The sequence below is a fragment of the Micromonospora sp. NPDC049081 genome (assembly GCF_040648835.1).
GTDB lineage: Bacteria > Actinomycetota > Actinomycetes > Mycobacteriales > Micromonosporaceae > Micromonospora > Micromonospora antibiotica.
Window position 1 is genome coordinate 454,930 of record NZ_JBEZEK010000002.1, and the last position, 16,062, is coordinate 470,991.

General features: G+C 73.1%; 10 protein-coding genes. 9 read left to right on the forward strand and 1 reads right to left on the reverse strand.

The features are described from left to right. Window positions 1–76: 76 nt before the first annotated feature. The 7 genes from argS (at window position 77) to AB0B63_RS05905 (ending at window position 11,430) form a co-directional block, all read left to right on the forward strand. The gene (gene argS, locus AB0B63_RS05875) at window positions 77–1,741 is read left to right on the forward strand and encodes an arginine--tRNA ligase (protein ID WP_357014920.1); all 1,665 of its coding nucleotides are present in this window, start codon (window positions 77–79) and stop codon (window positions 1,739–1,741) included. Between the two features lie 5 nt (window positions 1,742–1,746). Further along, a complete protein-coding gene (gene lysA / locus AB0B63_RS05880; RefSeq protein ID WP_357014923.1) occupies window positions 1,747–3,132 on the forward strand; it encodes a diaminopimelate decarboxylase in 1,386 nt (461 codons plus the stop codon). Between the two features lie 8 nt (window positions 3,133–3,140). Then, complete coding sequence (locus tag AB0B63_RS05885; RefSeq protein WP_357015166.1) at window positions 3,141–4,454, forward strand: homoserine dehydrogenase; 1,314 nt, start codon at window positions 3,141–3,143, stop codon at window positions 4,452–4,454. A gap of 114 nt (window positions 4,455–4,568) precedes the next feature. Next, window positions 4,569–5,618, forward strand: a complete 1,050-nt coding sequence (thrC, locus tag AB0B63_RS05890) for a threonine synthase (protein ID WP_357014926.1) — start codon at window positions 4,569–4,571, stop codon at window positions 5,616–5,618. A 295-nt stretch (window positions 5,619–5,913) separates the two neighbouring features. Next, a complete protein-coding gene (locus AB0B63_RS05895) occupies window positions 5,914–9,186 on the forward strand; it encodes an efflux RND transporter permease subunit (RefSeq protein ID WP_357014929.1) in 3,273 nt (1,090 codons plus the stop codon). A 142-nt stretch (window positions 9,187–9,328) separates the two neighbouring features. Beyond that, window positions 9,329–10,174, forward strand: a complete 846-nt coding sequence (locus AB0B63_RS05900; RefSeq protein WP_357014932.1) for a polysaccharide deacetylase family protein — start codon at window positions 9,329–9,331, stop codon at window positions 10,172–10,174. An 11-nt stretch (window positions 10,175–10,185) separates the two neighbouring features. After that, entirely contained in the window at window positions 10,186–11,430 is a 1,245-nt protein-coding gene (locus AB0B63_RS05905; RefSeq protein WP_357014935.1) for an MFS transporter, read from the forward strand. Window positions 11,431–11,442: 12 nt separating this feature from the next. On the opposite strand, the gene AB0B63_RS05910 is transcribed toward AB0B63_RS05905, so the two are convergent. Next, on the reverse strand, window positions 11,443–12,006 hold the full coding sequence (locus tag AB0B63_RS05910; RefSeq protein WP_357014938.1) for a hypothetical protein: 564 nt from the start codon (window positions 12,004–12,006) through the stop codon (window positions 11,443–11,445). Window positions 12,007–12,114: 108 nt separating this feature from the next. Here AB0B63_RS05910 and thrB point away from each other — a divergent pair, with 108 nt between their 5' ends. Then, complete coding sequence (gene thrB, locus AB0B63_RS05915; protein ID WP_208568394.1) at window positions 12,115–13,059, forward strand: homoserine kinase; 945 nt, start codon at window positions 12,115–12,117, stop codon at window positions 13,057–13,059. Between the two features lie 295 nt (window positions 13,060–13,354). Continuing rightward, a complete protein-coding gene (rho, locus tag AB0B63_RS05920; RefSeq protein WP_357014940.1) occupies window positions 13,355–15,559 on the forward strand; it encodes a transcription termination factor Rho in 2,205 nt (734 codons plus the stop codon). Window positions 15,560–16,062: the final 503 nt, after the last annotated feature.

Here is a 16,062-nt window from a genome sequence, read left to right on the forward strand (position 1 = left end):
TCAGGGGATCTGGCGGGCCGGGTGACGCTCAGGGTCGCCGCCGAGTGCCCGAGTCTACCCCCGATAACATGGTTCGGTGACTCCCGCAGAACTGGCCGAGGTCGTCCTCTCCGCAGCCCACGCCGTTTTCACCGAGCGTGGGCTCGACCCCGCCGCGCTTCCGGCGCGTACGGCGGTGGAACGACCGCGTAATCCCGACCACGGCGACTACGCCTCGACGCTGGCGCTCCAGCTCAGCAAGAAGGTGGGCGTCCCGCCCCGGGAGCTGGCGGCGGCGCTGGCCGACCAGCTCGGCCGGGCGGCCGGGATCAAGTCGGTGGAGATCGCCGGCCCCGGCTTCCTCAACATCCGGCTCGACGCCGCCGCCGCCGGCCAGCTCGCCCGGGTGATCGTCGAGGCCGGCGAGGAGTACGGCCGCAGCGACCGGCTCGCCGGGCAGCGGATCAACCTGGAGTTCGTCTCGGCCAACCCGACCGGCCCGGTGCACATCGGCGGGGTCCGCTGGGCGGCGGTCGGCGACGCGCTCAGCCGGCTGCTGCGGGCCACCGGCGCCGACGTCGGCACCGAGTACTACTTCAACGACGCCGGGTCGCAGATCGACAGGTTCGCCCGGTCGCTGCTGTGCGCGGCCAAGGGCGAGCCGGCCCCCGAGGACGGCTACGGCGGGGCGTACATCGCCGAGATCGCCGAGCAGGTCCGGGCGGTCCGGCCGGACGTGCTCGACCTGCCCGACGGCGAGGCCCAGGAGGTTTTCCGGGTCGAGGGCGTGACGCTGATGTTCGCCGAGATCAGGTCCTCGCTGCGCGGCTTCGGGGTGGAGTTCGACACCTACTTCAACGAGAAGGACCTGCACGACCGGGGTGAGCTGGACCTCGCCCTGGACCGGCTGCGCGCGCAGGGTCACCTCTACGAGGCCGACGGGGCGACCTGGCTGCGCACCACCGACTTCGGCGACGACAAGGACCGGGTACTGCGCAAGTCCAACGGCGAGTGGACCTACTTCGCCGCCGACTGCGCCTACTACCTGGACAAGCGGGAACGCGGCTTCGAGCGGGTCGTGATCATGCTGGGCGCCGACCACCACGGCTATATCGGGCGGATGAAGGCGATGTCCGCCTGTTTCGGCGACGACCCGGCGGTCAACCTGGAGATCCTCATCGGCCAGCTGGTCAACCTGGTCCGCGACGGCGTCCCGCTGCGGATGAGCAAGCGCGCCGGCACCGTGGTCACCCTGGAGGACCTGGTCGACGCGATCGGGGTGGACGCGTCCCGCTACGCGCTGGCCCGCTACTCCAGCGACTCGCCGATCGACATCGACGTGGAGCTGTGGACCCGGGCCACCCGCGACAACCCGGTCTACTACGTGCAGTACGTCGCGGCCCGGACGGCGAGCGTCGGCCGTAACGCCGCCGAGGTCGGCCTGAGCCGGGGCGACGGGGCCGGGTTCCACCCCGAGCTGCTCGACCACGACAAGGAGAACGAGCTGCTCAAGGCGCTCGCCGAGTTCCCCGCCGTGGTCGCCGCCGCCGCCGAGCTGCGCGAGCCGCACCGGGTGGCCCGCTACCTGGAGGACCTCGCCGGGGCGTACCACCGGTTCTACGACAACTGCCGGATCCTGCCGCGCGGCGACGAGGAGGTCACCGACCTGCACCGGGCCCGGCTCTGGCTCAACGACGCCACCCGTACGGTGATCGCCAACGGGCTGCGCCTGCTCGGTGTCTCCGCCCCGGAGAGGATGTAGCCCTGATGCGTGCCCACGAAGCCGGTGCGATGCACGGCGACATCGGTGACCGGGGGCCGGGCTGGCTGCGTCCCCCGGCCGACGTCAACGCCCTGGTCCCGCAGCTCTGGCCGCGTCAGGTGGAGCGCGGCACGGGCGGTGCGCTGACCGTCGCGGGCCTCGACGTCCGTGACCTGGCCGCCGAGTACGGCACCCCGGCGTACGTCCTCGACGAGGACGACCTGCGCTCGCGTGCCCGGGACTTCCGGGCCGCCTTCCCCGACGTGGACGTCTACTACGCCGGCAAGGCATTCCTGTGCCGGGCGGTGGTCCGCATGATCGCCGAGGAGGGCCTGCACCTGGACGTCTGCTCCGGTGGCGAGCTGGCCACCGCGCTGTCGGCCGGGATGCCGGCGGAGCGGATCGGTTTCCACGGCAACAACAAGTCCGTCGCCGAGCTGACCCGGGCGCTGGACGCCGGGGTGGGGCGGATCATCCTCGACTCGTTCACCGAGATCGACCGGCTCACCGCGCTGGCCCGGGAGCGCGGGGTCCGCCCCGGCGTGCTGATCCGGGTCACCGTCGGCGTGGAGGCGCACACCCACGAGTTCATCGCCACCGCCCACGAGGACCAGAAGTTCGGTTTCTCGCTGGCCGGCGGGGCCGCCGCCGCAGCCGCCTTCACGGTCATCGACGAGGGTGTGCTGGACCTGCGCGGGCTGCACTCGCACATCGGTTCGCAGATCTTCGACACCAGCGGCTTCGAGGTGTCCGCCCGCCGGGTGCTCGCCCTCCAGGCGCAGATCCGCGACGCCCGGGGGGTGGAACTGCCCGAGCTGGACCTGGGCGGCGGCTTCGGCATCGCGTACACCACCCAGGACGACCCGGCGACCCCGGACGAGCTGGCCAAGCGGCTCCGCAAGATCGTCGACTCGGAGTGCGCGGCGGAGAACCTGACCGTCCCGCACCTGTCGATCGAGCCGGGTCGGGCCATCGTCGGGCCCGCCGTCTTCACCCTCTACGAGGTGGGCACCGTCAAGGACGTCGACGGGCTGCGGACCTACGTCAGCGTGGACGGCGGGATGAGCGACAACATCCGGACCGCCCTCTACGACGCGTCGTACTCGGCCACGCTTGCCGGGCGGGCCTCGACCGCCGAGCCGTTGCTGGCCCGCGTGGTGGGAAAGCATTGTGAGTCCGGGGACATCGTGGTGAAGGATGAATTCCTGCCCGCCGACGTGCAGCCCGGAGATCTTGTCGCCGTTCCCGGCACGGGAGCGTACTGCCGCAGCATGGCCAGCAACTACAACCATGTGCCCCGCCCCCCGGTGGTCGCGGTGCGTGACGGCCAGGCCCGGCTGATCGTGCGGCGGGAGACCGAAGAAGACCTGCTCGCTTTGGATGTGGGATGACGTCACCTGTGCGCTTGGCCCTGCTCGGCTGCGGAACGGTCGGTAGCGAGGTGGTCCGCCTGTTGCACACGCAGGCCGCCGACCTGGCCGCCCGGATCGGTGCTCCGCTGGAGATCGCCGGCATCGCCGTGCGCCGGGTCGGTCGGGACCGGGGTGACCTCCCCGTCGACCCGGCGCTGTTCACCACCGACCCGCTCGGCCTGATCAAACGCGACGACGTGGACGTGGTCGTCGAGGTGGTCGGCGGCATCGAACCGGCGCGGAGCTGGCTGGTGGAGGCGCTGCGCGCCGGCAAGAGCGTGGTCACCGCCAACAAGGCGCTGCTCGCCGAGGACGGTGCCTCTCTGCACGACGCGGCGGCCGAGGGCGGGGCGGACCTCTACTACGAGGCGTCCGTCGCCGGGGCGATCCCGCTGCTGCGCCCGCTGCGCGAGTCGCTGCACGGCGACCGGATCAACCGGGTCACCGGCATCGTCAACGGCACCACCAACTTCATCCTCTCCGCGATGGACGCCACCGGCGCCGGCTTCGCCGAGGCACTGGACGAGGCGACCGAGCTGGGGTATGCCGAGGCCGACCCGACCGCCGACGTGGAGGGCTTCGACGCCGCCGCGAAGGCCGCCATCCTGGCCTCGCTCGCCTTCCACACCCGGGTCACCGCCGCCGACGTGCACCGCGAGGGCATCACCGAGGTGACCGTCGCCGACATGGCCAGCGCCAAGGCGATGGGCTGCACCATCAAACTGCTCTGCATCGCCGCCCGGGGCACCGACGCGGCCGGCCGGGAGACCGTCAGCGTCCGGGTGCACCCCGCGATGATCCCGCTGACCCACCCGCTGGCCAGCGTCGGCGACGCGTTCAACGCGGTCTTCGTCGAGGCCGAGGCGGCCGGGCAGCTGATGTTCTACGGCCGTGGTGCGGGCGGCGCACCGACCGCCAGCGCGGTCCTCGGCGACGTGGTCGCGGTGGCCCGCAACCGGCTCGCCGGGGCGTACGCGGCCAGCGAGTCCGCCTACGCCGACCTGGCGGTCCGGCCGATGGGCGAGGCGCTGACCCGCTACCACATCAGTCTCGACGTGGTCGACCGGCCGGGTGTGCTCCAGGCGGTGGCCGGGGTGTTCGCCCGGCACGACGTGTCCATCGCCACCGTCCGGCAGGGGCCGGCCGGGGGCGGTCCGGCGGGCCGTGGTGAGGACGCCGACCTGGTCATCGTCACCCACGTCGCTCCCGACGCCGCGCTCGCCGCGACGGTACGGGAGCTGCGCGGGCTGGACATCGTCCGCTCGGTGGCCAGCGTGCTGCGGGTCGAGGGCGGCGCGTGACCCGGCGTCTCGCCTGATGGTTATCGGTGGGTGTGCCGGGGACAGATCGACGAGGCTGGTCCAGGCTGGCAGGGGCCCCGGCACGACCGGGGCGGCAGAGGCGAGGAGAGCGACATGTGGCGGGGCCTGATCGAGACGTACCGGGACCGGCTGCCGGTCACCGACGCCACGCCCGTGGTCACCCTGCATGAGGGGAACACCCCGCTGCTGCCCGCGCCGGCCCTCTCCGCCCGGCTCGGCGCGGACGTCTACCTGAAGGTCGAGGGGGCCAACCCGACCGGCTCGTTCAAGGACCGGGGCATGACCGTCGCCGTCTCCAAGGCGGTCGAGGCCGGTGACAAGGCGATCATCTGCGCCTCGACCGGCAACACCAGCGCCTCCGCCGCCGCGTACGCGGCCCGGGCCGGGATCACCTGCGCGGTACTGGTGCCGCAGGGCAAGATCGCGCTGGGCAAGTTGGCCCAGGCGCTGGTGCACGGGGCCAAACTGCTCCAGGTGCAGGGCAACTTCGACGACTGTCTCGCGCTGGCCTCGAAGCTCGCCCAGGACTTCCCGGTCGCCCTGGTCAACTCGGTGAACCCGGACCGGCTGCACGGCCAGAAGACGGCCGCCTTCGAGATCGTCGAGGCGCTCGGCGACGCCCCCGACATCCACTGCCTGCCGGTCGGCAACGCCGGCAACATCTCCGCGTACTGGATGGGCTACTCGGAGGACCTGCGGGCCGGCAACGCCACCCGCGCCCCCAGGATGTACGGCTTCCAGGCCGCCGGGGCGGCCCCGATCGTCAACGGTCAGGTGGTGCCGGAGCCGTCGACCATCGCCACCGCCATCCGGATCGGCAACCCGGCGAGCTGGACCAAGGCGCTCGACGCCCGGGACGCCTCGCAGGGGCTGATCGCCGCCGTGACTGACCGGGAGATCCTCGCCGCCTACCGGCTGCTCGCCCGGGAGGTGGGGGTCTTCGTCGAGCTGGGTAGCGCGGCCAGCGTGGCGGGGCTGCTCCAGCAGGGGGCCGAGGGCCGGGTGCCGGCCGGGTCGACGGTGGTGTGCACGGTCACCGGCCACGGCCTGAAGGACCCGGAGTGGGCGATCTCCACCGCGCCCGCGCCGATCACCATCGCCAACGACGCCCTGACCGCCGCCCGCTCCCTCGACCTGGCCTGATCCCGCCCTGCCCGCCCCCCGACCCGACCCGACCCGAACCCACCGCCGCCCGACCGTCCGCCGGCCGGCGTGGTGGTCGACCGCCGCACCGGTCCCACCGCTGCGGTCCCCGCCCCGCCGCCGGGTCGAGCCGACCGGCGACGGTGACGACGGCGGTTTCCCGCCAGCCGTCGGCCCCGCCGGGGAGCCAGCCGTCGGCCCCGCCGGGGAGGCGGTGACCCCGTGGGGGCGGGGGAGACCGGGTCGGGCAGACTTCCTAGACGCCTGTCCCCTCTCCCAGGAGTGAGCCACGCCGATGTCGCTGCTCGCCAGATCCAGCCTCGCCAACCGGGGGCTCGTCGCCCTGATCGCGGTGGTGACCGCGGCGTTCGGGGCGTTCACCGTCCCCTCGCTCAAGCAGCAGCTGCTGCCGTCGCTGGAGTTCCCCGGCGCGTTCGTCGTCGCGGTCTACCCGGGCGCCTCGCCGGAGATCGTCGAGGCGCAGGTCACCGAGCCGATCGAGAACAGCCTCCAGAGCATCCCCGGGCTGGAGAAGGTCACCTCCACCTCGCGGGAGGGGTCGGCGACGATCGCGGTGGAGTTCGTCTTCGGCACCGACATCGACGACGTGGCCAACAAGATGCAGACCGCGCTCAGCCGGGTCGACGCGCAACTGCCCGACGAGGTGGACCCGCAGGTCATCACCGGCAGCACCGACGACCTGCCGGCCGTGGTGCTGGCCGCCACCGGCGGCGGTGACGAGCAGGCGCTCGCCGCGAAGCTGCGCGACACCGTGGTGCCCGAGCTGGAGGGCATCGACGGGGTCCGCACGGTCGCCGTCACCGGCACCCGCGACCAGGTCGTGACGATCGTGCCGGACCCGGCGAAGTTCGCCGCCGCGAAGCTGACCCCGACCGCCATCGCCACCGCGCTCAAGACCAACGGCATCGCCGTCCCGGCCGGTGCGGTCGTCGACGGCAGCAGCGCGCTGCCGGTGCAGGTGGGGGCCCCGGTCACCACCCTCGACGAGCTGCGGGGCATCGCGCTCACCCCGACCGCGCCGAAGGCCGTCCCGGTCCGCCTCGGTGACGTGGCGACCGTGGAGCAGCAGCTCGCCCCGGCCACCGCGATCACCCGCACCAACGGCAGGGAGAGCATCGGCGTCCAGGTCACGGCCGCCCAGGACGGCAACGCCGTACGGATCTCGCACGACATCCGGGACCGGCTGGACGACCTGCGGTCCGCCTCCGGCGCCGAGTTGACCATCGTGTTCGACCAGGCCCCGTTCGTGGAGAAGTCGATCGAGAGCCTGACCACGGAGGGGCTGCTCGGCCTGCTGATGGCGGTCGTGGTGATCCTGGTCTTCCTGCTGTCGGTCCGGTCCACCCTGGTCACCGCGGTCTCCATCCCGCTGTCGGTGGTGGTGGCGCTGCTCGCCCTCTGGGCCGGTGACTACTCGCTCAACCTGCTCACCCTGGGCGCGCTCACCATCGCGGTCGGGCGGGTGGTCGACGACTCGATCGTGGTGTTGGAGAACATCAAACGCCACCTGGAGTACGGCGAACCGAAACGGGACGCGATCGTCGCCGCCGTCCGTGAGGTGGCCGGGGCGGTCACCGCGTCAACGCTCACCACGGTCGCGGTGTTCGCCCCGATCGCCCTGGTGGGTGGCTTCGTCGGGCAGTTGTTCGCGCCGTTCGCGATCACCGTCACGGTGGCCCTGCTCGCCTCGCTGCTGGTGTCGCTGACGGTGATCCCGGTGCTGGCGTACTGGTTCCTCAGGCCGCCGCGCGACGGCGCGGACGAGGCGGTCCGCCGGGCCGCCGAGGCCAAGGAGCTGCGCAGCCCGTTGCAGCGGGCCTACCTGCCGGTGATCGGGTTCGCCACCCGGACCCGCCGGACCCGGTGGATCACCGTGGCGGTGGGCATCCTGCTGCTGTTCGGCACCTTCGGGTTGGCCCAGAAGTTGGAGACCAACTTCCTCGACGACTCCGGCCAGGACACCCTGAGCATCAGCCAGAAGCTGCCGGCCGGTTCCGGGCTGGCCGCCACCGACCAGGCGGCCCGCCTGGTGGAGGGGGTGCTGGGGCGCACCGACGGGGTGGAGACCTACCAGGTGAGCGCGGGCGGCAACGACCAGCCGTGGCTGGCCGGCGGTGGCAACAACACCGCCCGCTGGTCGGTGGCGCTCGACGGCGACACCGACGCCAAGGAGATGAAGGAGGTCCTGCGCCGGGAGTTCGACGGGCTCGGTGCCGCAGCCGGTGAGCTGAGCTTCGACAACGGGCAGGGGGGCACCTCGGGCAACCAGTTGGAGGTGGTCGTCCAGGCCGCCGACACCGACACCCTGAACCGGGCCGCCGACCAGGTCCGGGGCGCCATGGCGGGCATCTCGGGGGTCGAGGACGTGGCCACCAGCCTGGCCGACCGGGTGCCCCGGGTCGACGTCAGGGTCGACCGGTTGGCTGCGGCCCGGGTGGGGCTGAGTGAGGCGGCGGTCGGGCAGTTGGTGTCGCAGGCGTACCGGGGCAGTCCGCTGGGCCGGGTGACGCTCGACGGCGGCCAGCAGGACGTGGTGCTGCGGACCACGGCCACCCCGCCGTTGACCGAGGAGCAGTTGCGGGCGTTGCCGGTGGGCCCGGTGAAGTTGGACGACATCGCCGACGTCACCCGGGGCGAGGGGCCGCAGCAGGTCACCCGGATCGACGGTGAGCGCAGCGTGTCGGTGACCGGCACGGCCACCGGCTCCAACCTCGGCGCGACGAGCACCGAGCTGAAGCAGCGGCTGGCGGACGTGGACGTGCCGGGGGCGACGATCACCGTGGGTGGGGCCAGCGCCCAGCAGGAGGACGCCTTCGGTGACCTGGGCCTGGCCGTGCTGGCGGCGATCGCGATCGTCTTCCTGATCATGGTGGCGACGTTCCGGAGCATCGTCCAGGCGCTGATCCTGCTGATCTCCATCCCGTTCGCGGCGACCGGTGCGATCGGCCTGCTGCTGGTTACCGGGACCCCGCTGGGTGTGCCGGCGCTGATCGGCGTGCTCATGCTGGTCGGCATCGTGGTGACCAACGCGATCGTGCTGCTGGACCTGGTCAACCAGTACCGGGGGCAGGGGATGAGCGTCAGCGAGGCGGTGGTCGAGGGCGGCCGACGCCGGTTGCGGCCGATCCTGATGACCGCGGTGGCCACCATCTTCGCGTTGCTGCCGATGGCGTTCGGGCTCACCGGGGAGGGCGGCTTCATCTCCCAGCCGCTCGCCGTGGTGGTGATCGGTGGCCTGCTCAGCTCCACCCTGCTCACCCTGGTCCTGGTGCCGACCTTCTACACGATGGTGGAGCGCACCAAGGAGTCGCTGCGGGAGCGGCGGGCCGGCCGGCGGGGGCGCACCTCCGACGAGGGTGGACCCGCCGGGACGCCCGCGGAGCCGGACGCCGAGGTGCCGGCGCCGGTGGGTGCCCCGGCCGCCGAGGCAGCCGCCGAAGCGCCGGCCCGGCCGACCCCGTCGGCGGCCCTGGTGGACGGCACCGACCAGTTCGAGGTGCTGCGGCTGCCGAAGAGCCGCCGCTCGCCCCTGCCGCCGACCGAGTAGCTCCGCCGCCCCACCACACGCCCCCGGCCCGGGAACCTCCGGCCGGGGGCGCGTCGCGTCAGGCCCGGGACATCGCGCCGACCGGCGGGTACGGTCACCCTGTGGTCACCTACCTCCGGTCATCGTCCATCCACCGTCGGTGATGGCGCGGGCTGCGGCGGAGACGACCGACCCGGGCGGCGGGCGGTGGGGCCGACGGCGGGTGCTGGGCGGTGGGGCGCTGCTGGCCGGGGGCATCACGCTGGGCGCCGTCGGCATGTCGCAGGGGACGTCGCTCGCCGACCGGCACCTGCCGCTCTCCGGCGGCCCGGCCAGCGCCACCGTCGGCACCCGGCGGCAGGACGTCGGCTCGGGCGGGCTCCGGGTGGTGTGGCACGTCCCGACCACCGAACGGCTGGTCGCGCTCACCTTCGACGACGGCCCCCTGCCACGGTGGACCCCGACCGTGCTGGACACCCTGGAACGGCACGCGGTGCCGGCGACCTTCTTCCTGGTCGGCGCGCGGGTCCGCCGGCACGCGGGGCTGATCCGGGGGCGGCTGGCCCGGCACGAGGTGGGCAACCACAGTTGGCGGCACCGGGACCTGGCGAGGTTGGCCGCCGCCGAGGTCCACGACGACCTGCTCCGGTCGCACGAGGCCATCGCCGAGGCCACCGGGGTGCCACCCCGGTTGACCCGCCCACCGTACGGGCACCTGGGCGGGGCGGTGCTGCACGCCGCCGTACGCCTGGACTACCGGGTCGTGCTCTGGTCGTTGCAGATGGTGGAGGGTGAGTTCCCGGACGACCCGGCCGGACACGCCCGGCGGATCGTGGCGGACGTGGTGCCGGGCACCATCCTGCTGGCCCACGACGCGGGTCCGGAGAACCGGCAGGTGGCGTTGCGCGGCCTGGACGCGATGATCACCGGCCTGCGGGCCCGGGGCTACACCTTCGTCACGGTCTCCCAGTTGCTGAGCCGAACGAGTGGGCCGCAGGCCGGCGGGTAGGGTGCGGGCACGTGTCCTCTCCGCTCTCCGTACTCGTCCGCAACCGGGACTTCCGCAACCTCTTCCTGGCCGAGCTGGTGGTCTTCGGCGCCGACTGGTTCGTCATGGTGCCGCTGCTGGTGCTGCTGCCGCAGTTGACCGGCAGTGGCGTGTGGGGTGCCCTGGTGCTGGCCCTGGACACCGGGGTGCTGGCGCTGCTGCTGCCGTACACCGGGACCATCGCCGACCGGTTCGACCGCCGCAAGGTCATGATGGCCGCGAACGGCGTGACCCTGCTCGGTGTGCTGCTGCTGCTCGGGGTGCGTGACGCCGGCACGGCCTGGCTGGCCATGGTGGCGATCGCGGCGGTGGCGGTCGGCAAGGCGTTCTACTCGCCGTCGGCGCAGGCCGCCCTGCCCAACGTGCTCGACCCCGCCGACCTGGCCGCCGGCAACGCCATCGCCGGATCCGCCTGGGGGACGATGACGGTGGTCGGCGCGTCCCTCGGTGGCGTGTTGAGCGCGGTCGTCGGGCCGTACGCCTGCTTCTGGGTGGGTGCGGTCGGCCTGGTGCTGGCGGCGGGCCTGGCGGCGCTGATCCGCCGGCCGTTGCAGGTGCCCCGGGAGGCCGACCGGTCGACGCCGCGCACCTGGGCGGCGATCCGCGAGGCGCTGGGTCACATCCGGCACCGGCCCCGGGTGTTGGCGTTGGTCACGGTGAAGTCGGCGGTGGGCCTGGGCAACGGCGTGCTGACCGTCTTCCCCCTGCTGGCCGCCGTCTACGGGGTGGGGCCGGTCGGCACCGGGCTGCTCTTCGCCGCGCGCGGGGCGGGGGCGCTGGTGGGGCCGATCCTGATGAGCCGGGTGCTGACCAACCGGGCCTGGCTGTTGCCCGGCCTGGCCCTGTCGATGTCGCTGTACGGGTTGGCCTACCTGGGCGCGGCGGTGGCGAGCTGGTTCCCGTTGGTGCTGCTGCTGGTCTTCGTGGCCCACTTCGGTGGCGGCAGCAACTGGGTGCTGTCGAACTTCGCCCTCCAGGGCGAGGTGCCCGACCGGCTGCGCGGCCGGGTGTTCGCCACCGACATGATGCTGGCGACCCTGGCGATCTCGGTCAGTCAGCTGGTGGTGGCCGGCGTGGTCGACCTGGTGGACGAGCGGGTGGTGCTGGCCGGCTGCGGCCTGGTCACCGTCGTGTACGCGGTGGGCTGGCGGATCGCCACCCGCCGGCTCTCGCTCACCGACCCGGCCGCCGGCCCGGACCCGCTGGCCGCCCGCTGACCCTCGGGCGGCTCAGTCGACCCGGTCGCCCTGTGGCGGTGCGGCCGGCGGCCGGTCGCTCCCGCCCCAGGGGGCGGCCTGGCCCGGCACCACGGGGCCGGGGCCCGGTTGGCCGGTGGCTGGGTGTCCGGAGGTCGAGTGGCCGATGCCCGGGTGGCCGGCGGCGAAGCCGGACGGCTGGCCGGCGGCGGATCCGGCCGGGGGCGTCCAGGCACCCCACGGTTGGCCGGGGGCGTGGCTCGCGGCGCGGCCGGCGAACACGGCGGCGACGACGAGGCCCAGGCCGATCGGGTAGCCGATCCAGCTGACCGTGCTGGCGGCGAGGTTCATCAGCTCGAACTGCCGCATCCCGCCGGAGCGGACCCGGGCCCGGATCAGCTCGGGCAGGGCCGCCACCCAGGCGGTGTTGAACAGCTCCACCAGCAGCAGGACAGCGGCCCCGGCGATCAGCAACGACCGGGCCCGGCCGGGCAGCCGGCGGCGGGCGGTGGCGGCGAGCACCAGGACGACGAGCAGCGTGACCAGCACGGGAAGGTGCCCCACCAACTGCGTGATCCGGTAACCGAACATTCCCACGTCGCCTCCTGAGCGGCTGATAGATCGGCGTCAGGCTAACCGAGCCGATCCAGTCCCACCGGCCGGGCGAGCGGGTGCGTCGTCGGCCCCGGGCCCTAGCATGAGCCGGTGCCGACGACTTTCGCCTCCGGGCCGGTGCGGGTGCGGGTGCCCGCGACCAGCGCCAACCTGGGCCCCGGGTTCGACGCCCTCGGGCTCGCCCTCGCCCTGTACGACGACGTGTCCGCCGAGGTGACCTCGACCGACGTCCGGGTGGCGGTGACCGGTGAGGGGGCCGGTGAGCTGCCGCAGGACGACCGGCACCTGGTGGTGGTCGCCATGCGGGCCGCCTTCGACCTGCTCGGTGGGCAGCCGCCCGGGCTGGCGCTGGAGTGCGTCAACCGGATCCCGCAGGCACGGGGCCTGGGGTCTTCCTCGGCGGCGATCGTGGCCGGGGTGCTGCTGGCCCGGGCGCTGGTCACCGACGGCGCGCAGCGGCTCGACGACGACGCCGTGCTGCGGCTGGCCGCCGAGATCGAGGGCCATCCGGACAATGTCGCGCCCTGCCTGCTCGGCGGGTTCACCATCGCCTGGACCGAGCCGGGTGGCGGCCGGGCGGTCTCGCTGCCGGTGGCGGCCGGGGTCCGCCCCACGGTCTTCGTACCGGCGCAGCGGGGTCTGACGGCCACCGCACGGGCGGCCCTCCCGTCGACCGTCCCGCACGGGGACGCGGCGCTGAACGCGGGCCGGTCGGCGTTGCTGGTGCACGCGGTGACCGCCGAGCCGACGTTGCTGCTGCCGGCCACCGTCGACCGGCTGCACCAGGATTACCGCGCGCCGGGAATGCCGCAGACGGCTGCCCTGGTCAGTGCGTTGCGAGCGGCTGGTGTGGCGGCCGTGGTCAGTGGGGCGGGCCCCACCGTGCTGGCGTTCACCGAGCCGCCCGCGGGGTTCACCGAGGGAACAGAATGGGAAGTCTGGCGGTTGCCGGTAGAGGCGCGCGGAGCGACGGTCGTACGGGGTAGACTGGGACACGCCGAGCGGGGCCCTGTTGCCGCAGGTCGGAAGAGTTGATTACGCTCTAGACTCAGCACAGCCGCGAAGCACGCGATCTCTCTGCGGGTCGGCGCACCCCGAAGCTCTCGGCGGTCAGCCCGCCACCCCTGCCAAAGGCCCACGCCGCACCGTAGTTTCCGCAGGTCGCCGCAGACGGCGAGACCTGCTCACCGACGTTGGTGAGTTGGGAAACCGCCCGGCTGCTGTGCCACAGACTCCCGCGACGCGTCATGCGAGGCGGGTGCACCGAGGCCGCCCGGCCACCTTGCTTGTCGATCCCGGGCAGTCCCGGCCTATCGAGGGAAGGATTCCATTGAGCGACACCACCGACGTGACGTCGGATGTTTCCAACGTCGCTGGCGATGCCACCACCGCCGCCCCCGCCCGCCGTCGGCGCAGCGGCACCGGCCTGTCGGCGATGCTGCTGCCGGAGCTGCAGAGCCTGGCCGCGTCGCTCGGCATCTCCGGGACCGCCCGCATGCGCAAGGGCGAGCTGATCAGCGCGATCTCCGAGCGGCAGCAGGGCGGCGCCGCGACCGGCACCCCTCGACCGCGGGCCGAGGTTGCTGCTGCGGCTGCCCCCGTCCGGGAGGAGGTGCGCGCCGAGGTGACCACCCCGGAGCGGGCCACCGAGCCGGCGTCGGCGACCCCTGCCGCCACCGGTGAGACCGAGGGTCGGACCCGGACCCGGCGTAGCCGGGCCAGCACCGCGGAGGCCCGGCCGGCCGCCGAGCCACGGGCCGCCGAGGCCCGACCCGTCGAGACCCGTACCGAGGAGGCACCGGTCGAGGCCGGCGAGCGTCCCGAGCGGGCCGAGGGACGCAGCGGTCGGGACCGTGGCGAGCGGACCGGCGTGGACCGGGCCGAGCGGACCGGTAACGACCGTGGCGAGCGGACCGGTAACGACCGTGGTGAGCGGGCCGGCAGCGACCGTGGTGAGCGGGCCGGCAGCGACCGGGTCGAGCGGACGGACAACGACCGCGCCGGCCGTACCGGTAACGACCGTGGCGAGCGGGCCGGCAATGACCGGGTCGAGCGGGCCGGCAACGACCGGGCCGAGCGGGCCGGTAACGACCGGGCCGAGCGGACGGGCGGCGACCGTGGCGAGCGGGCCGAGCGCGGCGGCAACGAGCGGTCCGACCGGGGTGACCGCAACGACCGGGGCGACCGGGGCGAGCGGTCCGACCGCAACGACCGGGGCGAGCGTGGTCAGCGCGACAACCGCGACAACCGCGACGACTCGGATGACGACGAGGGCGGTGGCCGGCGGGGTCGGCGCAGCCGGTTCCGGGACCGCCGGCGTGGCCGGGGCGACCGGGTCGAGGGCGGCAACGACAACGGCGGCGGCAGCCGTGAGCCGCAGGTCGGCGAGGACGAGGTGCTGGTCCCGGTGGCCGGGATCATCGACGTGCTCGACAACTACGCCTTCGTCCGGACCACCGGCTACCTGGCCGGCCCGAACGACGTGTACGTCTCCATGTCGCAGATCAAGAAGTACGGTCTGCGCCGGGGTGACGCGATCACCGGAGCCGTCCGGGCCACCCGGGACAGCAGCGCCAGCGGTGACCAGCGGCGGGACAAGTACAACCCGCTGGTCCGGTTGGACACCATCAACGGCATGGAGCCGGACGAGGCGAGGCGTCGTCCCGAGTTCTACAAGCTGACCCCGCTCTACCCGCAGGAGCGGTTGCGGCTGGAGACCGAGCCGCACATCCTGACCACCCGGGTGATCGACCTGGTCATGCCGTTGGGCAAGGGGCAGCGGGCGCTGATCGTGTCGCCGCCCAAGGCCGGTAAGACGATGGTGCTCCAGGCGATCGCGAACGCGATCACCCACAACAACCCGGAGTGCCACCTGATGGTGGTGCTGGTCGACGAGCGGCCCGAAGAGGTCACCGACATGCAGCGTTCGGTGAAGGGCGAGGTCATCGCGGCCACGTTCGACCGTCCGCCGCAGGACCACACCACGGTGGCGGAGTTGGCGATCGAGCGGGCCAAGCGCCTGGTCGAGCTGGGGCACGACGTGGTCGTGCTGCTCGACTCGGTGACCCGGCTCGGCCGGTCGTACAACCTGGCGGCGCCGGCCTCCGGGCGGATCATGTCCGGTGGTATCGACTCCACCGCGCTCTACCCGCCGAAGCGCTTCCTGGGTGCGGCCCGCAACATCGAGAACGGCGGATCGCTGACCATTCTCGCCACCGCGCTGGTGGAGACCGGGTCGATGGCGGACACGGTCATCTTCGAGGAGTTCAAGGGCACCGGCAACGCGGAGCTGAAGCTGGACCGGAAGATCGCCGACAAGCGGACCTTCCCGGCGGTGGACGTCAGTTCCTCGGGTACCCGCAAGGAGGAGATCCTGCTCGCGCCGGAGGAGCTGGCCATCATCCACAAGCTCCGCAAGGTCCTGCACTCGCTGGACTCGCAGGCGGCGCTGGACCTGCTGCTCGACCGGCTCAAGCAGTCCCGCACCAACATCGAGTTCCTGATGCAGATCGCCAAGTCGACGCCGGGGGAGTGACCCCTCCCGGGTGAGACCATGACGAAGGGCACGGCCGCTCCGGCCGTGCCCTTCGTCGTACCCCGGAATCCTGTAGGTGGGAATCCCCGTCGGTGGACTTTTCTTTCGGCAGACCTGGCAGCTCTTGAAAGTTGTGTGCGCCGCCGGGTTGACTGGAGGTGCGGTTCCCGGCCGATCCGGCCGGGCCGGCCACCGGAGGGCGGCGCAGACCTGGGGAGGCGTACGCCGCCCGGCGTCCGGCCGGGCGGGCTCCTGAACCTGGGGGAGGAGCCCGCCCGGCCGGTCGGTGCGCCGGGGCAGGAATGGCGGGCGCGAGCAGCGGGAATGCCGGGTGGTGGGCCGGCGTTACGACTGCCGGACCGATCGTGTGGCCCGCCCGTCGGGTCGGCTCACGCCCATGGCACACTGGTCAATCGGCCACCGGTTCCGGTTCACGCCCGAGTCCGTCGCGCACCAGGCGACGGGGGATCAGCGGCGACCCGGCGACCACCTGACGAAAGGAC

Bases quoted from the DNA above. Each gene is read 5' to 3' on its own strand.
- thrC (WP_357014926.1), top strand. From the start codon at position 4,569: ATGTGGCGGGGCCTGATCGAGACGTACCGGGACCGGCTGCCGGTCACC.
- AB0B63_RS05900 (WP_357014932.1), top strand. From the start codon at position 9,329: ATGGCGCGGGCTGCGGCGGAGACGACCGACCCGGGCGGCGGGCGGTGG.
- AB0B63_RS05895 (WP_357014929.1), top strand. From the start codon at position 5,914: ATGTCGCTGCTCGCCAGATCCAGCCTCGCCAACCGGGGGCTCGTCGCC.
- lysA (WP_357014923.1), top strand. From the start codon at position 1,747: ATGCGTGCCCACGAAGCCGGTGCGATGCACGGCGACATCGGTGACCGG.